General features: G+C 26.2%; 17 protein-coding genes. 10 read left to right on the top strand and 7 right to left on the bottom strand.

Annotation, left to right across the window (positions count from 1 at the left end):
- Positions 1-74: 74 nt before the first annotated feature.
- A complete protein-coding gene (locus ACKU4C_RS02020) occupies positions 75-182 on the top strand; it encodes a rhodanese-like domain-containing protein (protein WP_321314192.1) in 108 nt (35 codons plus the stop codon).
- Positions 183-506: 324 nt separating this feature from the next.
- The gene (locus tag ACKU4C_RS02015) at positions 507-674 is read left to right on the top strand and encodes a GNAT family N-acetyltransferase (RefSeq protein ID WP_321314191.1); all 168 of its coding nucleotides are present in this window, start codon (positions 507-509) and stop codon (positions 672-674) included.
- Positions 675-679: 5 nt separating this feature from the next.
- Here the strand turns inward: ACKU4C_RS02015 and ACKU4C_RS02010 are convergent, their stop codons facing one another.
- Entirely contained in the window at positions 680-1375 is a 696-nt protein-coding gene (locus ACKU4C_RS02010; protein WP_321314190.1) for a response regulator, read from the bottom strand.
- 1 nt (position 1376) lies between these two features.
- Complete coding sequence (locus ACKU4C_RS02005; RefSeq protein WP_321314189.1) at positions 1377-3212, bottom strand: 7TM diverse intracellular signaling domain-containing protein; 1836 nt, start codon at positions 3210-3212, stop codon at positions 1377-1379.
- A 124-nt stretch (positions 3213-3336) separates the two neighbouring features.
- Between ACKU4C_RS02005 and ACKU4C_RS02000 the strand changes: the two genes are divergently transcribed.
- Entirely contained in the window at positions 3337-4050 is a 714-nt protein-coding gene (locus ACKU4C_RS02000) for an N-acyl amino acid synthase FeeM domain-containing protein (RefSeq protein ID WP_321314188.1), read from the top strand.
- A 46-nt stretch (positions 4051-4096) separates the two neighbouring features.
- On the opposite strand, the gene ACKU4C_RS01995 is transcribed toward ACKU4C_RS02000, so the two are convergent.
- A complete protein-coding gene (locus ACKU4C_RS01995) occupies positions 4097-4972 on the bottom strand; it encodes an AraC family transcriptional regulator (protein ID WP_321314187.1) in 876 nt (291 codons plus the stop codon).
- 141 nt (positions 4973-5113) lie between these two features.
- On the opposite strand from ACKU4C_RS01995, the gene ACKU4C_RS01990 reads away from it, so the two are divergent.
- Both ACKU4C_RS01990 and ACKU4C_RS01985 read left to right on the top strand, forming a co-directional pair.
- Entirely contained in the window at positions 5114-6565 is a 1452-nt protein-coding gene (locus tag ACKU4C_RS01990; RefSeq protein WP_321314186.1) for an acetyl-CoA carboxylase biotin carboxylase subunit, read from the top strand.
- A 1-nt stretch (position 6566) separates the two neighbouring features.
- A complete protein-coding gene (locus ACKU4C_RS01985) occupies positions 6567-7202 on the top strand; it encodes a carbonic anhydrase (RefSeq protein ID WP_321314185.1) in 636 nt (211 codons plus the stop codon).
- Here the strand turns inward: ACKU4C_RS01985 and ACKU4C_RS01980 are convergent.
- The 3 genes from ACKU4C_RS01980 to rpsO all read right to left on the bottom strand — a co-directional run bounded on the left by ACKU4C_RS01980 (position 7194) and on the right by rpsO (position 9056).
- Positions 7194-8243, bottom strand: a complete 1050-nt coding sequence (locus ACKU4C_RS01980; RefSeq protein WP_321314184.1) for a phosphoesterase — start codon at positions 8241-8243, stop codon at positions 7194-7196. The genes ACKU4C_RS01985 and ACKU4C_RS01980 overlap by 9 nt on opposite strands.
- Entirely contained in the window at positions 8240-8641 is a 402-nt protein-coding gene (locus ACKU4C_RS01975) for an Rrf2 family transcriptional regulator (RefSeq protein ID WP_321314183.1), read from the bottom strand. The genes ACKU4C_RS01980 and ACKU4C_RS01975 overlap by 4 nt, the downstream gene beginning before the upstream one ends.
- A gap of 142 nt (positions 8642-8783) precedes the next feature.
- Complete coding sequence (rpsO, locus tag ACKU4C_RS01970; RefSeq protein WP_321314182.1) at positions 8784-9056, bottom strand: 30S ribosomal protein S15; 273 nt, start codon at positions 9054-9056, stop codon at positions 8784-8786.
- A 107-nt stretch (positions 9057-9163) separates the two neighbouring features.
- Between rpsO and ACKU4C_RS01965 the strand changes: the two genes are divergently transcribed.
- The 3 genes from ACKU4C_RS01965 to ACKU4C_RS01955 all read left to right on the top strand — a co-directional run bounded on the left by ACKU4C_RS01965 (position 9164) and on the right by ACKU4C_RS01955 (position 11623).
- Positions 9164-9958, top strand: coding sequence for an ATP-binding cassette domain-containing protein (locus tag ACKU4C_RS01965; RefSeq protein WP_321314181.1), 795 nt, complete (start codon positions 9164-9166; stop codon positions 9956-9958).
- A 199-nt stretch (positions 9959-10157) separates the two neighbouring features.
- Positions 10158-10796, top strand: a complete 639-nt coding sequence (locus ACKU4C_RS01960) for a hypothetical protein (RefSeq protein WP_321314180.1) — start codon at positions 10158-10160, stop codon at positions 10794-10796.
- Positions 10797-10810: 14 nt separating this feature from the next.
- A complete protein-coding gene (locus ACKU4C_RS01955) occupies positions 10811-11623 on the top strand; it encodes a hypothetical protein (RefSeq protein WP_321314179.1) in 813 nt (270 codons plus the stop codon).
- A gap of 1 nt (position 11624) precedes the next feature.
- Here the strand turns inward: ACKU4C_RS01955 and moaA are convergent, their stop codons facing one another.
- Positions 11625-12587, bottom strand: a complete 963-nt coding sequence (moaA, locus tag ACKU4C_RS01950) for a GTP 3',8-cyclase MoaA (protein WP_321314178.1) — start codon at positions 12585-12587, stop codon at positions 11625-11627.
- 162 nt (positions 12588-12749) lie between these two features.
- Here moaA and cobA point away from each other — a divergent pair, with 162 nt between their 5' ends.
- Both cobA and ACKU4C_RS01940 read left to right on the top strand, forming a co-directional pair.
- Positions 12750-13484: a uroporphyrinogen-III C-methyltransferase gene (cobA, locus tag ACKU4C_RS01945; RefSeq protein ID WP_321314177.1), complete on the top strand. Its 735-nt coding sequence runs from the start codon at positions 12750-12752 to the stop codon at positions 13482-13484.
- Positions 13485-13707: 223 nt separating this feature from the next.
- Positions 13708-14724, top strand: a complete 1017-nt coding sequence (locus tag ACKU4C_RS01940) for an amino acid ABC transporter substrate-binding protein (protein WP_321314176.1) — start codon at positions 13708-13710, stop codon at positions 14722-14724.
- Positions 14725-14829: the final 105 nt, after the last annotated feature.

Genomic DNA, 14829 nt, shown 5'->3' with positions numbered 1-14829 from the left:
ACCACTCATAATAAACCCATTTAATAAACATTAAAATATCATTATTTCCTTCAATTTCAAATGTAATAAAAATTATGGTTATTGATGTTAGATTAAACGAAGTATATAAGATTTCTCATATTCCAAATTCTATTAATATTCCACATAGGACTATGAATGAACAAACTACAATAGATTTATAAATCAAATTTATATGTAACATATTGTGATGGAATTGCTTATAATACTTCAATGAAAGGGATTGAAGGAGAAAAAATGAAATAGACCAACTATTAATTTTATGTGAGAAACATACACTATATAAAAAATCAGATTTTATACTTTTAAATCAAAAAGAAAATTTAGAGAAACATCTATTTCAAACTGTACCCACTTTATACTGTTTAGTAGTTCAATATGAAAATAAATTAATTGGTTATGCAATATATATGAAACAGTTTTCAACATGAGATGCAGAATTTTATTTATATCTAGATTGTATTTTTATTGATGAAAAATATAGATCAATGGGATTAGGAAAAGAACTTCTTGAAAAAATAAAAAAAGAGGCTAAAAAATTAGAGTGTAATCTTATACAATGGCAAACACCAACACAAAATGAAAGAGCCATAACTTTTTATAAAAGAAATAATGCTATCACCAAAAAGAAAGAAAGATTTTTTTTAAATATTTAATTAGATTACTTATGTGTATTTATAACTAATTTAATCCCTTCATATGGAACTGTTTCAATAATTTTATATTCAAACTTAGTTCTTAATCTCCAAATAAGTGTTCTTATTGAACTATCTGAGATAACATTGCCCTCCCATATTTCATTCTCTATTTGTTTATACGAAACAATTTGGCCCTTTGACTTAATTAACATAGATAAAAGTTCTGTTTCTTGATGTCCTAATTTTATAAAAGTACTATTAAAATATAACTTTTTTGTATCTTGATTAAAAGAATACCCATATCCTAAATCAATATTTGAAATAGGTCTTTCAGTAATATCTTTATTTAATTTAGTCATTACTATTTTTATAGTTGATTGTAAACTTGCTTTATTAAACGGTTTTATTTCATAAGCTAAGGGATAAGTTTCAATGGCTCTATCAATTGTTTTATCATCATTAAAAGCTGTAAGATAAATTACACTAGTTTTACTTATTTCATAGATATCTTTTACCGTTGATATTCCATCTCTATCACCTTCTAAGTTTATATCCATAATAACAATATCAGGTAGATTCTCTTCAAACTTTTCAACTGCTTCTTGGTTTGATTTAGCGATTCCTACAACATCTAGTCCCAATCCTAAAACGATATGTTTTATCTCCATTGCTGTAATCGCTTGGTCTTCAACTATTAGTATTTTATACTTTTTGTTCATTTTAATTCCAGGTTATTGTTATATGAGTACCATTTTTATTTTTGATTTCAATATTACCTTTTAAGTAAATTTCAATTAATGAACGAATTAAATCCATCCCAAAAGATTCTTTTGCATACTTAGGAAAGCCTATTCCATTATCTATAACTTCTAATATTTTTTTATCTTTATCTTCATAAAATTTAATAAATATTTGACCTTCATCTAAAGAAAAAGCATGTTTAATACAATTTGTAACCAATTCATTTATTATAAGACCACAATAAAGAACCTCTTCTGTTCTTAAATAAGATTTAATATCATACTTTACAATAATATCTTCACTATATGTTGTCTCTTTAATTCCATTTACAATAGAAATAAAATATTCTGTGGGGCTGATAAAAGACAAATCTTCATTACTACTATATAATAATTGATGAACTTCACTCATAGCATTTAATCTATTTTGTATACTAATAAGCATCTCTGACATCTTAGGGTCTTTTATACTATCTTTTTGTAATCTTATAAGAGAAATAATCGTTTGCATATTATTTTTAACTCTATGGTTAAGCTCTTTAAGTAAAAACTCTTTGTCTTGGAGTGCTGATTGTAATTTTTCAGTTTTTTCATCTACCATTGATTTTAATCTTATAGTTTCATTTTCTTGATATTTAATTAATGAAAGTTGAACTTTATTTTTTTCAAGTTCTAATATTTTGATTCTATCAGCTAGTGCAATTGAGAAAATCAATCCTTCTAAAACTAAAAATAATTCTACTAAATAAGGTATATCATTGTAAATATTATATAACCCTGCACTTGCAAGATACATACTTATCATTGAGCCAAAAAAGATAATCCAACCTAGCAGTAAAAAGTAACTTTGTCTATTTTTTTTAGCAACACTATATAAAGTTAAAAATAATACTAACATAAGCAATATAGCTGAAAAAATATTTCTAATCCATCCTTGCTCTTGTAAGTAGACAATTATACCTATAATAAAAGGATAAAGGAAAAGATAAATCCTCAAATATTTATACAATTTAGGATGATTCTCTTTTGTATTAGTAAATGAGATAGTAAATATAGAAAAGAAAAAGATAGGTATTGCAACGATTAGTGAAGCTGCTTTTATAATAAATTCAACAGTACTGGGATCTTGAATAAAAAGTGTTGAATATCCGGTATAAAAAAACTGATGTAAAGAGATACCCAAAATATAAAATACATAAAAAAGATAACTTTCAGACTTAACAATAAAATAGATAACTAAATTATAGGCTGCTAATATAAACATAGCCGTAAAGAAAAAGACTAAAATATTTTGTCTACGAACCTCTTGCTCATAAAATTTTTTTAAATCATACAATTTTAAATCAACAATCAAGGTTGTTATTTTAGAAGATAATTGAAAGTAATATGTTTTGTGTTCCTTTGCACGTAAATTAATTTCAAATATTGGTTCCAATGTTTTTCTATCTGAACTAATTTGAAATAAACCTTCATGAATCACTTTATCATCATAATACAGATTAATATGAGTTGTTAAAGAATTTTCATATTGTAATATTTTTTTCTGAACTTCATCTGATGTATTTATAAATGCAATTTTTATCCAAACTGTAAAATTTGGTGAATACCCAAAAGATTTAGGTTTTGAGATATCAATTCTTTTAAACTCTTTATTTTTAATAGTATCAATTGTTTCATTATTCGTATTATCTATATAAATATAACTTGAAGAGATTAAATCATTAGTTGTTTTATTAATATCTATTAATTTATCTGCAAATATGGAGGATGAAAGAGTTAATATAAAGATAAGAATATATTTTATTTTTTTATGCAAAATTATAATCACTTTCTAAAAATTGTAATTATTTTATTATATCACTGCTTAAATTAAAAGATTTGACTTTTTTTTTGACACCTTTTTTTGATAATTGGGAACATTTCAAAATAAAGGGGAAAAAATGGTATACGTAAACAAAAACATAACAGTACAAAGATTAGAGGAGTTGTATAAACAACAAAACGATTTTACGAATTTTGATAAAACTTTTTTATTTGAAAAGTTTATTGATATTATTTTATCTTTTAATAAAAAGATAAATTTTGAATCAAACTATCCAAACTTAAAAAAAGTGAATAGTGCAGAAGAGTTAGTTAAAATTTTTCAATTAAGAAGTGAAATATATGGAAACTTAGGTTATCAAAATGAGTTTCCAAATTATCTTCCAAATATGAATTTTGATTTTTATGATGAAAATTCAGCAATCATATATACAGAAGATAATAAAGAGATTACATCAACTTGTAGATTAATTTTTGATTCAAGTAAAAAATTACCAATAGAGGAAAAGTTAGACTTATCTGATATAAGAATTAAATTTCCAAAATTGAGTGAAATCTCAAGACTTATGGTAAAAAAAGAGAGTAAAGGTTTAAGTTTAGATTTCAAATATTTAATGGCAGGGATGTATCATCTAAAAACACAAAATGGTTTAGATGCATCAACATCAGTGTTTCTAAAAGATCACTTTAAACTTTATGAAAAACTTGGTGGATTTAGTATTGAAAGAAGTTTAGACTCATATGGTCATCTTGATAAACCTTTTGTTATCTCTTCTTGGAATCCTGTAAATGTTTCAAGATTTTTCAAAAAAGCATTTTTGAAAATAAGTTAAAATATATAAAGGGCATATTTATAAATATGCCCTTTTACTTTTTAAACTAATAATTTATAGATACATAAAAACTCATATCAAACTCATTATCTTCACTTAAAAAATTGTTTTTGTGATAAATTATATAAGAAGGTTTTGTAGTAGTTTCATATTCACTATTTAAAAGCCACTCATGGTAAACCCAATTCATAAACTTTAAAATATCTCCTTGATGACCTTGCACATCAAACTTTGCATAAACTCCGCTAGAGATTTTAAATTTTGGGATTCTTTGAGATAAAATCTCCTCTTTTTCATCAGTTTGAATACAAGCAATATATTGGCACTCATTTAATGGTGTAATTACAGGATTATCATGTAACAGGGCAATTTGTTTATACTCTTTTATATCATTATTTAAAATCAAAGTTTGTAATTTTTGCCAAGTCTGCCTAATATTTATGTTATAACCTTTATTTCTAATATAATAACTTTTTATCTCTGGCATTTTTACAATTGTAGGAACAAGTCTTGAAAAGTTAGCTTTAGAATTCATAGCTTTTTTTGACTGCTTCATAATCTCATTTGAATAGCTTTTATAACCACCTTTTCTCCATTGTTTTGGAGACATCTCAAATCTTTTATTAAAGGCTTTAATAAAAGATGAATGGGAACTATACCCACAAAGATTTGCAATATTTGAGATAGTTGAATATCTATTTGTTAAAAGTAAATTTGCAGCTTTTTGCAATCTAATAGATTTAATACTTTCATAAATATTTTTTCCAAAAGCTTCTTTGAATACTCTATGCATATGAAACTTACTTATATCTAAATCATAACTTAACTCTTCAAGGTCTATATGAGTATCTATATGAGTGTATACATAGTACATTATTGCATTTGCAATCTTATCTCTTTTTTCTAAGGTTTCTTTTTTCATTCTATAGTTTATCAAAAATAGAATAAATTTTGAGCACTAATCAACAATTATCTAAACATAAAAGAACAAAAAATTTAGCAAAAAAGATAAAGAATTTTTCTTTTTTAAATTCTACAATAGAGAAAACAAAAAAGGTTTATTATGAATAAGATATCAAAAGTATTAATAGCAAACAGAGGGGAAATTGCTCTTAGGATAATAAGAGCCTGCAAAGAGTTAGATATAACAAGCGTTGCAATATTTTCAGAAATTGATGTAGAAGGTCTATGGGTTAGAAAAGCTGATGAGTGTTATCCAATAATGGGTGATGTTATTCAAGCATATTTAAATTATGAAACTATAATTAATATTGCAAAAAAAGCAAATTGTGATGCAATTCACCCAGGATATGGTTTCTTAAGTGAAAATGCAGACTTTGCAAAAGCCTGCGAAGAAAATGGACTAATATTTATAGGGCCAAAACCAGAACATATTGCTTTATTTGGAGATAAAATGGCTTCAAAAGTTGCTATGAAAAAAGTTGGTGTTCCTATATTAGAAGGTACAAATGAACCAGTTGAAGATAAAAAAGAAGCTAAAAAAATAGCTTCAGAAATTGGATTTCCTATTATTATCAAAGCTGCCTTTGGTGGTGGAGGTAGAGGAATGAGAATAGTAAGAGCTCAAAAAGAGTTTGATTCTATGTTTGATAGTGCAACAAATGAAGCTTTAAAATTCTTTGGGAATGGTCAAGTTTTTATTGAAAAATATGTTGAAAATCCAAGACACATAGAAGTTCAAATAATAGCTGATAAATATGGAAATGTAGTTCACTTAGGGGAAAGAGACTGTTCTATTCAAAGAAGACATCAAAAAGTTATAGAGATATCTCCATCACCAAGATTAAACCAAGAAGTTAGAAAAGAGTTATATAGAATATCAACAAAAGCGATGTTCAAACTAGGATATGAAAGTGTTGGTACTGTTGAGTTTCTAGTTGATGAACAAGATAATATTTATTTTATAGAGATGAATACAAGAGTTCAAGTTGAACACCCTGTAACTGAGATTACAAGTGGGATTGATATTATTCAAAGAATGATTGAGATTGCAGATGGGGATAAAATGAAATATATGCAAGAGGAGATTAATTTTAGAGGTTATGCAATAGAGTTTAGAATAAATGCAGAAAATCCTCAAAAAAACTTTATGCCTTCATCGGGAACTATCGAAAAATACTTAACTCCAAATGGGCCTGGAGTAAGACTTGATTCAGCTGCATACACAGGATATAAAGTTCCTGCAAACTATGATTCTATGATAGGAAAACTTATTGTGTGGGCCTTAGACTGGGATGGAACTGTAAAAAAAGCTAGACGTGCTTTAGATGAATTTGTATTAGAAGGTTTTCCAACAAATATTGAACTTCACAGAGAAATTGTAAGAGATGAAGATTTTATAAAAGGAACACTAAACACAAGTTATTTAGATAAAAAAATGGATCTATTTACATTAAGTGCAAAAGATCATTTACAAGATGAGGAGAAAAAAATCTCTAAAATAATGCAATTTATAAATACAATAAAAAACAAAAAAGTAAATGTGAGAAACTAAAATGACAATAGAAGATTTAAAAATTGGAAATCAACTATTTAGAGATACAAAGTTTAAAGAGTATAAAAATGACTTTGAAACATTAGTTGAAAAAGGTCAAACCCCAGAAATTCTTTTTATCGGTTGTAGTGATAGTAGAGTTGTACCAGATTTAATAATATCTTCAAAGCCAGGGGATATGTTTATTATAAGAAATGCAGGTAACTTTGTCCCACCATATAAAGATGACAATGACTATCATGGAACTACTGCAACTATAGAATTTGCTGTTTCTGTTTTAAATGTAAAACATATTATTGTATGTGGTCACTCTAACTGTGGTGCTTGTAAATCATTATATATGGATTTAGAAAATAACAACTCTTTAATTCATATGAAAAAATGGTTGCAATTAGGTATGAAAGCAAAAGAAGAGGTTTTAAGAAAATTTGATTTTTTTGAAGATGAAGATAGAATCTACAGAGCAACAGAAAAAATATCAGTAATCCACCAACTAGAAAATCTTTTAACTTTTCCAGAAATTAAAAAAAGAATTAAAGAGGGAACTCTAAATATTCATGGTTGGCATTACAAAATAGAAGATGGTACTATTGAATATTATAATAATATGAAAAAAAGATTTGAGAACTTATGCTAGCGAATCAAGTTTCGCTTGCATAAATGATTTTACAACATCATAATCAATTGTTTCTTTAAAATCATCAAACCTACAACCTGAAGCATTGGGGTGACCTCCCCCATCTGCTAATTTCTGAGCTATTAATGAAACATTTACTTTTCCATCTGCTCTAAACGAAGTATTACCTTTTCTACTAATATCAATAAAGAAATCATAATCTTCATTTGCTACTAAAAAAGCATTTGCAGGGATAGATATAGAACCTAATGTATAAGTTAAAAGACCTTTATGTCCTTTGTAGGTTACAGTTAATTTTTCTTTTAAACTCTCTAAAGATTTTACAAGATATTTAGCACTTAAATTATCAATTGTATCATCTTGTTCATCTTGTTTTAAAAACTCTTTTTTCATAAAATGAACTTCATTGTCAAGTTTTATATGTGCATTTTCTTGATTTAAAAATTTTGCAGATTCTTTTAATAGATATAATCTGAAATCTCTATTTAAATCAGGAAATAAAATATTATTTATCTCTCTTACTCTACTAACCATTGATAGTAATACTTTACCAAATTCAAAACCATCAGTATCTATATCAACCCAAATATCAATTGCATTTATACAAAAAACTAAAGGGGCAAGCCATTTTTTTGTTTCTTCATCAAAACCATTAAATGTTTCATTCATATAAGCATAAGTAATCTTTGCAGCACATCTTGATGTATCTAAATAATACCATTCATAGTCATCAGCACTTTTTTGTCCTGTTGCATGATGATCTAAAAGCTGAAGTTTTATTTTAAAGCCATTTTCATTTAGTTTAGTTATAGATTTATTTAAATCTTTTGATTCTTGTATAGTTAGATTTAAGTCAGTAATTAAAAAAAGAATCTCTTCATCTTTAAAAGCTTCAATATCTTGAAGCATTTTTTTTATATTTAATTTAACCTCAATACCATAATTAGCATTGTAATAAAATCCCTTTTTAAAATACTCTTTTGTTATAAGTTGACAACTATATCCATCTAAGTCTGTATGAGACAAATGAAAAAGAATCATAAAGCAATATCCTTTAGAGTTAATTCCTCTAAGAAGACATTTATTCTATTTTGTAGATTGTTTAATACTGGCCATAAACTACAAGCATTTGCCAAATCTGAGGGACATGAAGAAATAGATGGAGAACATTCAAAAACTGAAGGTATCTTCTCTTCTGCTACTGTAGTTATTTCTAATATTGTAATCTCATCATAAGGTTTTTTAAGTACAAATCCGCCATTAACACCCCTATGCGATAATACAATATCATTCTTAGCTAAATTCTGCATAATTTTTGCAAGAAAAGATTTAGGAATATTTAATTCACGCGATAGTACATCAACATTTTTAGGTGCATCACTTTTTGCAATTGATATTAATGATAATAAAGCATATTCACTTTTTTTTGTAAGTAACATAAATTTCCTAAATTTTAAATTTTTCTATTTTACAAGAATAATTATTAAATTTGATTATTTTTGTAAATTAATTTGATTCTTTATTAAAAAAAAAGGTTGCAAGTAGTCTTGCAACCTTTTTTCAGATAATTAAAGAAAATAATTATTTAGCTCTAATTCCTAAATCTGCAACTAATGAAGTAAATTTAGCATAATCAGTTTTTCTTAAGTATGCTAAAAGTCTTTTTCTTTTACCAACCATTTTTAAAAGACCTAATCTTGATGAGTGATCTTTTTTGTTAGTTTTTAAGTGCTCAGTTAAAACTTTTATTTGTTCTGTTAATACTGCAATTTGAACTTCTGCAGAACCTGTATCTTTTTCATCTCTTCTGTATTTTGCAATAATACTTGCTTTTACTTCCTGATCTAAAGCCATAATAGACCTCCTAATAGGTATAATTAATCTCACTAAAATTAAGTGGACGCGAATTTTATACTAATTTATATTAATTTTAGTTTAAGGAATATTATTAAGGATATATGATGGATGAAAAAATTATTGATTTTGAAAATATTTATGTAAGTTATAATGTTAAACCAGTATTAGAAAATATCAATCTACAAATCAAACTTGGTGAGCATTGGGCTATTCTAGGTCAAAATGGAAGTGGTAAATCTACCCTTATTAAACTTATCTCAAATGACTTATACCCAAATACAAAATATAAATTCAAAAAAGAACTTTTTGGACAAAAAATATGGAGTATTTTTGAATTAAAGAAGAACTTAGGAATTATCACAAATGATTTACACAACTACTTTAGTGAACATGGCAATTATCTAAGTGCTTATGAGGTTATATTAAGTGGATATTATAGTTCAATCGGTATTTTTAAACACCAAGATTTTACAGAAGAACAATACAAAAGAGCATTAGAGGTTTTAGAGTTTTTAGAAATTTTGGATATAAAAGATAAAAAAGTTCAACATATGAGTACAGGACAATTAAGAAGATGTGTAATAGGTCGAGCACTTGTTCATAAACCAAAAGCTTTTATTTTAGATGAACCAACTGTAGGACTAGATATAAAAGCTCAAGACAGTTTTTTAAAAATTATAAGAAAACTTTCTAAGTATTCCTCTATTATCCTTGTTACTCACCATTTTGAAGAAGTATTTCCAGAGATTGATAATATTGCATTAATTTATAATAAAACAATATACAAACAAGGTAAAAAAGAAGATATTTTAAATTCTCAAAATATTTCAAAAATATTTGATTCTAAAATTGAACTTGCTTGTGAAAATAATAGATATTATGTAAAGAATATAAATTGATAACATATGAAAAAGTACTTAATGTTTATAAAATCAACACCAAATAAACTAGGAATTGACTACTCACAAGACTTTTACATAAGAAAACCAAAATAAACTTTATAAAAAATTTTATAAAAAAAATTTTTCCTTGCAAAAATTAGAAAATTTTGTTACAATTTTATAAAAGTTTAAACTAATCTAAAGAAAAGGAGAGATTATGAGTCAAGTTCCAGAATTAATTAATAATCCAAATAATCCCTCTTTTTATCTTGATGAGTTAGAAATATACAATATAAAAGAAGCAAAAGAATTAATTGATATTGAAAAACTATCATTTTCACTTTTTGCTATCTGGAATTGTGTAACAGTAAACTTACAAAGAAGAATTGAATTTTTCGGCATTGAAAACTTTTTAAATCTTCTTAAAAACAAATCCTTATATAATAAAAATGCAAATACTCTAAAACAAAGATGGCTAAATATAGATGAATTAGATTTAATAGAATATTCAAAAGAGTTAAATCTAATAAACAATATCTCATATGAATTAATAAAGGTTTTATTTTGGCTAAAAACTGATCTAAACCAGGATCAAAAAACATCAAAAGAAGAGATATACTCTTTAATTTTTCTTCTTGAAAAAAATCTTTTTTGTAATAAATTTAAAAAAGATAAAAGAGAATTTAAAAATAGCAATAAATCTGATTTTAAGAGAAGAAAAGAGGATACAAAAGAAAAAATAATCTCAATTTCAACTACTCATCAAGAGTTATTATTTAAAAACAGCGTAGAACACTTCAAGAATAATTTAGAGACTAATAATAAAAATGATAAACTTCTAACTGCTTATATATAAAAGGTAGTTAATTTATGCAAATTTATGTTTTAGAAAAAGGGTTTATATATAAACTCTTCATGTTAACAGCGTTTTCACTTTTTGCTTTGGTAATGTATCAAGGATATATTACAGGAGAAACAATATACACAATTTTATTTATTGTTTCTGTTGCTTTATGTTCATTTCAAATAGCGTCATTTATTTATGTCTTAATAGTAAAAAGAACCATACATTTTAAAATCACTGAAAAAGAGGTTTGTTGGGAAATATTTGACAATAAAAAACTTCAAAAAAAGATTTGTGTAAATAGAGATGAAATTGATGAAGTTAGAACAGAAGTTAATTATTTGACAGGGAATATATATTCAAAATTTACATTGACATTTGTATTAAAAGATAATTCAGAAATAGAATTAACTGACGGGATGATCTATGATTTGGGACTAAAAAAAGCTGAACATATGTGTAGATATTTATTAAATAACAATCTTGGTCATGAACAAGATATCAAATTTGCAAAACTTCTTAATGAAGAAAATATTGATACCTTTAAAGAACAAAAGTTTTCTAAAAACGATGGAGATTTTTATTATATTGGAGTTATTTCTAAAAATAAAAAAGAGTTTTTATCTCTTAGAATACAACTTGAATCTTTATATAGTGAATACAAAATAATTGAGAAAAATGCAAATAACGAATATTTAATAAGAAATGAAAACAATAAAAACTCTTATATTTATTTACGTTCAAATGCTTTTGGATACTTTATAGAATTTTATAAAGTAAAAAGAAAAGAGGAATTAAAAATGTTAAAAGAGATGGGAAGACAAAAGATAGGATTTTAAATCAACCCCCAGTCTCATAAAAAGCTCTAGCTGAAACCTCAGAATCTTCTGTCCATCTATTTTTTTCTGGTTTATTTGCTAAAACATCTTTTAAAATTGCAACAGCTTTTGGTATATCTTTTTCTTTTATTGCTTCTTTTATACTTTGAGCATCTTCATAATATAAACATGGTATTAAAACTCCGCTTGCAGTAAGTCTTATTCTATTGCAAGTAGCACAGAAATCATCCTTATGAGGTTCAATAATACCAAATACATATCCATCTTCTAATTTATATTCTTGAGAGGGAGAAGAACCTTCCCTTTCTAATTTTTCAAAGTTATAACTTTTTTTTATAAGCTCTTGAATCTCTAAAGAATTAAGCCCTTTTGCATATTCACTTGCATGGTCATTTTCCATATATTCGATAAATCTAACTTGATACCCTTTTTCTTTACAGAAATCTATTATCTCAACAAGTTCATTATCATTTATACCTTTCATTGGTACACAATTAATTTTTATTTTAAGTCCTGCATCATCTGCTGCTTGAATACCTTTTAATACTGTTTTTAAAACATCTTTTTGTGCTACTTTAGCAGCTACATCAGGTTTTAATGAATCTAAAGATACATTTATTCTTTTCAACCCAGCATCAGCAAGTTTTTGGGCAGTTTTTGGCAAAAGAAACCCATTAGTTGTTAAAGCTAAATCAATATCATTTTTATAAGTTGAAATCATTTTTATAAAATTATCAAGCCCTTCTCTTAATAAGGGTTCACCTCCAGTAATTCTAACTTTCTTTACACCCTCATCAATTGAAACTTTTATAAATTCAAATAACTCTTCATAAGATAACAGTTCTTCTCTTGGTACCCAAGAAAAAGGTTTTTCAGGCATACAATATTGACATCTAAAATTACATCTTTCTGTTACAGATACTCTTAGATAATCTACTTTTCTTCCATGCCCATCAATCAACATATATACAACCTTAAAAAAATTTTGTTAGCTTAATATAAAAATACTTAAATCATATGAAATTTAACATAATAATTTAAAAGTTAAATTTTGTAAACAAATTAACCTTGAAATTAAAAGTTTTGAAAAATTCTTTAGATATACTTCCACTAAAAAAGAGTATGCATGGAATCAAAAGTTTATTTGACAGGTGCTGGACCTGGAGATATCGAACTTCTAACAGTAAAAGCATTGAAGGTTATACAAAATGCTGATGTAATAATTTATGATAAATTAGCTAATCCTGAAATTTTAAAAGAAGCAAAAAAAGATGCGAATACTATTTTTGTAGGAAAAGAGAAAGGTTTTCATAAAGTTCCCCAAGATGAAATAAATGAAATAATATATCAATGTGCATTAAAATATAAAACTGTCGTAAGATTAAAAGGTGGTGATCCCTTTGTATTTGGTAGAGGGGGAGAAGAAGCCTTATATTTAAAAGAAAGAAATATCAAATTTGAAATTATTCCTGGTGTAACCTCAGCTATTTCTGTTCCTGCTTATGCTGGAATACCTGTAACAAATAGAGGAATTACTCCATCTTTTAGAGTTGTTACTGGACATAGAAAAAGTAGTGACAATATAGCAGATATAAATTGGAAATCATTTATAGAAGATGAAACCATAATTTTTTTAATGGGTTTACACAATATTAGTTTGATAGTTACAAAACTTCTAGAAGTTGGGAAATCTAAAGATTATCCATGTGCTATAATCTCAAATGGTACAACAAATAAACAAAAGGTTATTATAGGAACTCTTGAAGATATTGTAGATAAATCTAAAGATGCTGTTTCTCCATCAATTATAATAATAGGAGAAGTTGTAAAATTAAGAGAACAATTAAAATGGTTTGAATAAAGTTTAAAATTTTTTATATATCCTGAAACTATATTTGATATTTATTAACTTTCAGAAAAACACCTAAAATAATTTATATTTAGAATAAACATTATAAATTGCATATAAATTATACAAATTATTACAAAAAAGTTTCATTTTTTTCTTCTATAATAGTAATTGCTATTTAGTTGCTATATTTAATATATATAATAGTAACTCCAAACCAAAAAAAGGAATAAATATGAAATTACTAAAAACTGCCTCTTTAAGTCTTGCTGCACTAGCAATGGCTGCTACGGTATCAATGGCTGATACTTTAGAATCTACAAAGAAAAACGGTGTTCTAAGTTGTGGTCTTAATACTGGTCTTCCAGGATTTGCTTCACCAGATTCAAAAGGTGTGTGGAAAGGGTTAGATGTTGATTTATGTAGAGCTGTTGCAGCCGCTGTATTAGGCGATGCTTCAAAAGTTAAATATGCTCACTTAAATGCTAAAGAGAGATTTACTGCTTTATCAAGTGGTGAAGTTGATGTTTTAGCTAGAAATACTACTTGGACAGCAACAAGAGATACATCTTTAGGATTAAACTTTACTGGTGTAAACTATTATGATGGTCAAGGTTTTTTAGTAAAAAAAGATTTAGGAGTAACTTCTGCTAAAGAGTTAGATGGAGCAACTTTTTGTATCCAAGCTGGTACAACGACTGAACTAAATTTAACTGATTACTTTAAAGCAAATAAAATGGATTATAAGCCAATTACTTATGATACATCAGCACAATCAATCGAAGGTTTCCAAGCTGGTAGATGTGATGCTTTAACTTCTGATGCTTCTCAATTATATGGATTAAGAACAACTTTAAAAGATCCTGATTCTGCAATTGTTTTACCTGAAATTATTTCAAAAGAGCCTTTAGGGCCAGTTGTAAGACAAGGTGATGATGTTTGGTTTAATATTGTTAAATGGACTCATATTGCAATGTTAAATGCTGAAGAGTTAGGTGTAAATTCTACAAATGTAGATGAGATGTTAAAATCTAAAAACCCATCAATCAAAAGACTTTTAGGTGTTTCTGGTGATATTGGTAAAAACTTAGGTTTAGATCCAAAATGGGCATACAATATTATCAAACAAGTAGGTAACTACGGAGAAATTTTTGATAGAAATGTAGGTAAAGATTCTCCTCTTAAAATTAATAGAGGGTTAAATTCACTATGGAAAGATGGTGGTCTTCAATATGGAGCACCAATTAGATAATCTAAATTATTTGGATTAATTTCAAAAGGGGAAGATTCACTTCCCCTTTTTTTGTGAAAGTACTTATTTACTTTTAAACATTTAAAAAACTAGATTCTTTTTAAG

The organism is Halarcobacter sp. (assembly GCF_963676935.1).
In the GTDB taxonomy this organism is placed as follows: Bacteria; Campylobacterota; Campylobacteria; order Campylobacterales; family Arcobacteraceae; genus Halarcobacter.
This window is presented reverse-complemented; position numbering and strand designations above follow the sequence as displayed.

What these genes read in the sequence shown, in the direction of transcription:
- ACKU4C_RS02020 (WP_321314192.1), top strand. Translation starts at nt 75, where the DNA reads ATGGTTATTGATGTTAGATTAAACGAAGTATATAAGATTTCTCATATT.
- ACKU4C_RS02015 (WP_321314191.1), top strand. Translation starts at nt 507, where the DNA reads ATGGGATTAGGAAAAGAACTTCTTGAAAAAATAAAAAAAGAGGCTAAA.
- ACKU4C_RS02010 (WP_321314190.1), bottom strand. Translation starts at nt 1,375, where the DNA reads ATGAACAAAAAGTATAAAATACTAATAGTTGAAGACCAAGCGATTACA.
- ACKU4C_RS02000 (WP_321314188.1), top strand. Translation starts at nt 3,337, where the DNA reads ATGGTATACGTAAACAAAAACATAACAGTACAAAGATTAGAGGAGTTG.
- ACKU4C_RS01995 (WP_321314187.1), bottom strand. Translation starts at nt 4,972, where the DNA reads ATGAAAAAAGAAACCTTAGAAAAAAGAGATAAGATTGCAAATGCAATA.
- ACKU4C_RS01990 (WP_321314186.1), top strand. Translation starts at nt 5,114, where the DNA reads ATGAATAAGATATCAAAAGTATTAATAGCAAACAGAGGGGAAATTGCT.
- ACKU4C_RS01985 (WP_321314185.1), top strand. Translation starts at nt 6,567, where the DNA reads ATGACAATAGAAGATTTAAAAATTGGAAATCAACTATTTAGAGATACA.
- ACKU4C_RS01980 (WP_321314184.1), bottom strand. Translation starts at nt 8,243, where the DNA reads ATGATTCTTTTTCATTTGTCTCATACAGACTTAGATGGATATAGTTGT.
- ACKU4C_RS01975 (WP_321314183.1), bottom strand. Translation starts at nt 8,641, where the DNA reads ATGTTACTTACAAAAAAAAGTGAATATGCTTTATTATCATTAATATCA.
- rpsO (WP_321314182.1), bottom strand. Translation starts at nt 9,056, where the DNA reads ATGGCTTTAGATCAGGAAGTAAAAGCAAGTATTATTGCAAAATACAGA.
- ACKU4C_RS01965 (WP_321314181.1), top strand. Translation starts at nt 9,164, where the DNA reads ATGGATGAAAAAATTATTGATTTTGAAAATATTTATGTAAGTTATAAT.
- ACKU4C_RS01960 (WP_321314180.1), top strand. Translation starts at nt 10,158, where the DNA reads ATGAGTCAAGTTCCAGAATTAATTAATAATCCAAATAATCCCTCTTTT.
- ACKU4C_RS01955 (WP_321314179.1), top strand. Translation starts at nt 10,811, where the DNA reads ATGCAAATTTATGTTTTAGAAAAAGGGTTTATATATAAACTCTTCATG.
- moaA (WP_321314178.1), bottom strand. Translation starts at nt 12,587, where the DNA reads ATGTTGATTGATGGGCATGGAAGAAAAGTAGATTATCTAAGAGTATCT.
- cobA (WP_321314177.1), top strand. Translation starts at nt 12,750, where the DNA reads ATGGAATCAAAAGTTTATTTGACAGGTGCTGGACCTGGAGATATCGAA.
- ACKU4C_RS01940 (WP_321314176.1), top strand. Translation starts at nt 13,708, where the DNA reads ATGAAATTACTAAAAACTGCCTCTTTAAGTCTTGCTGCACTAGCAATG.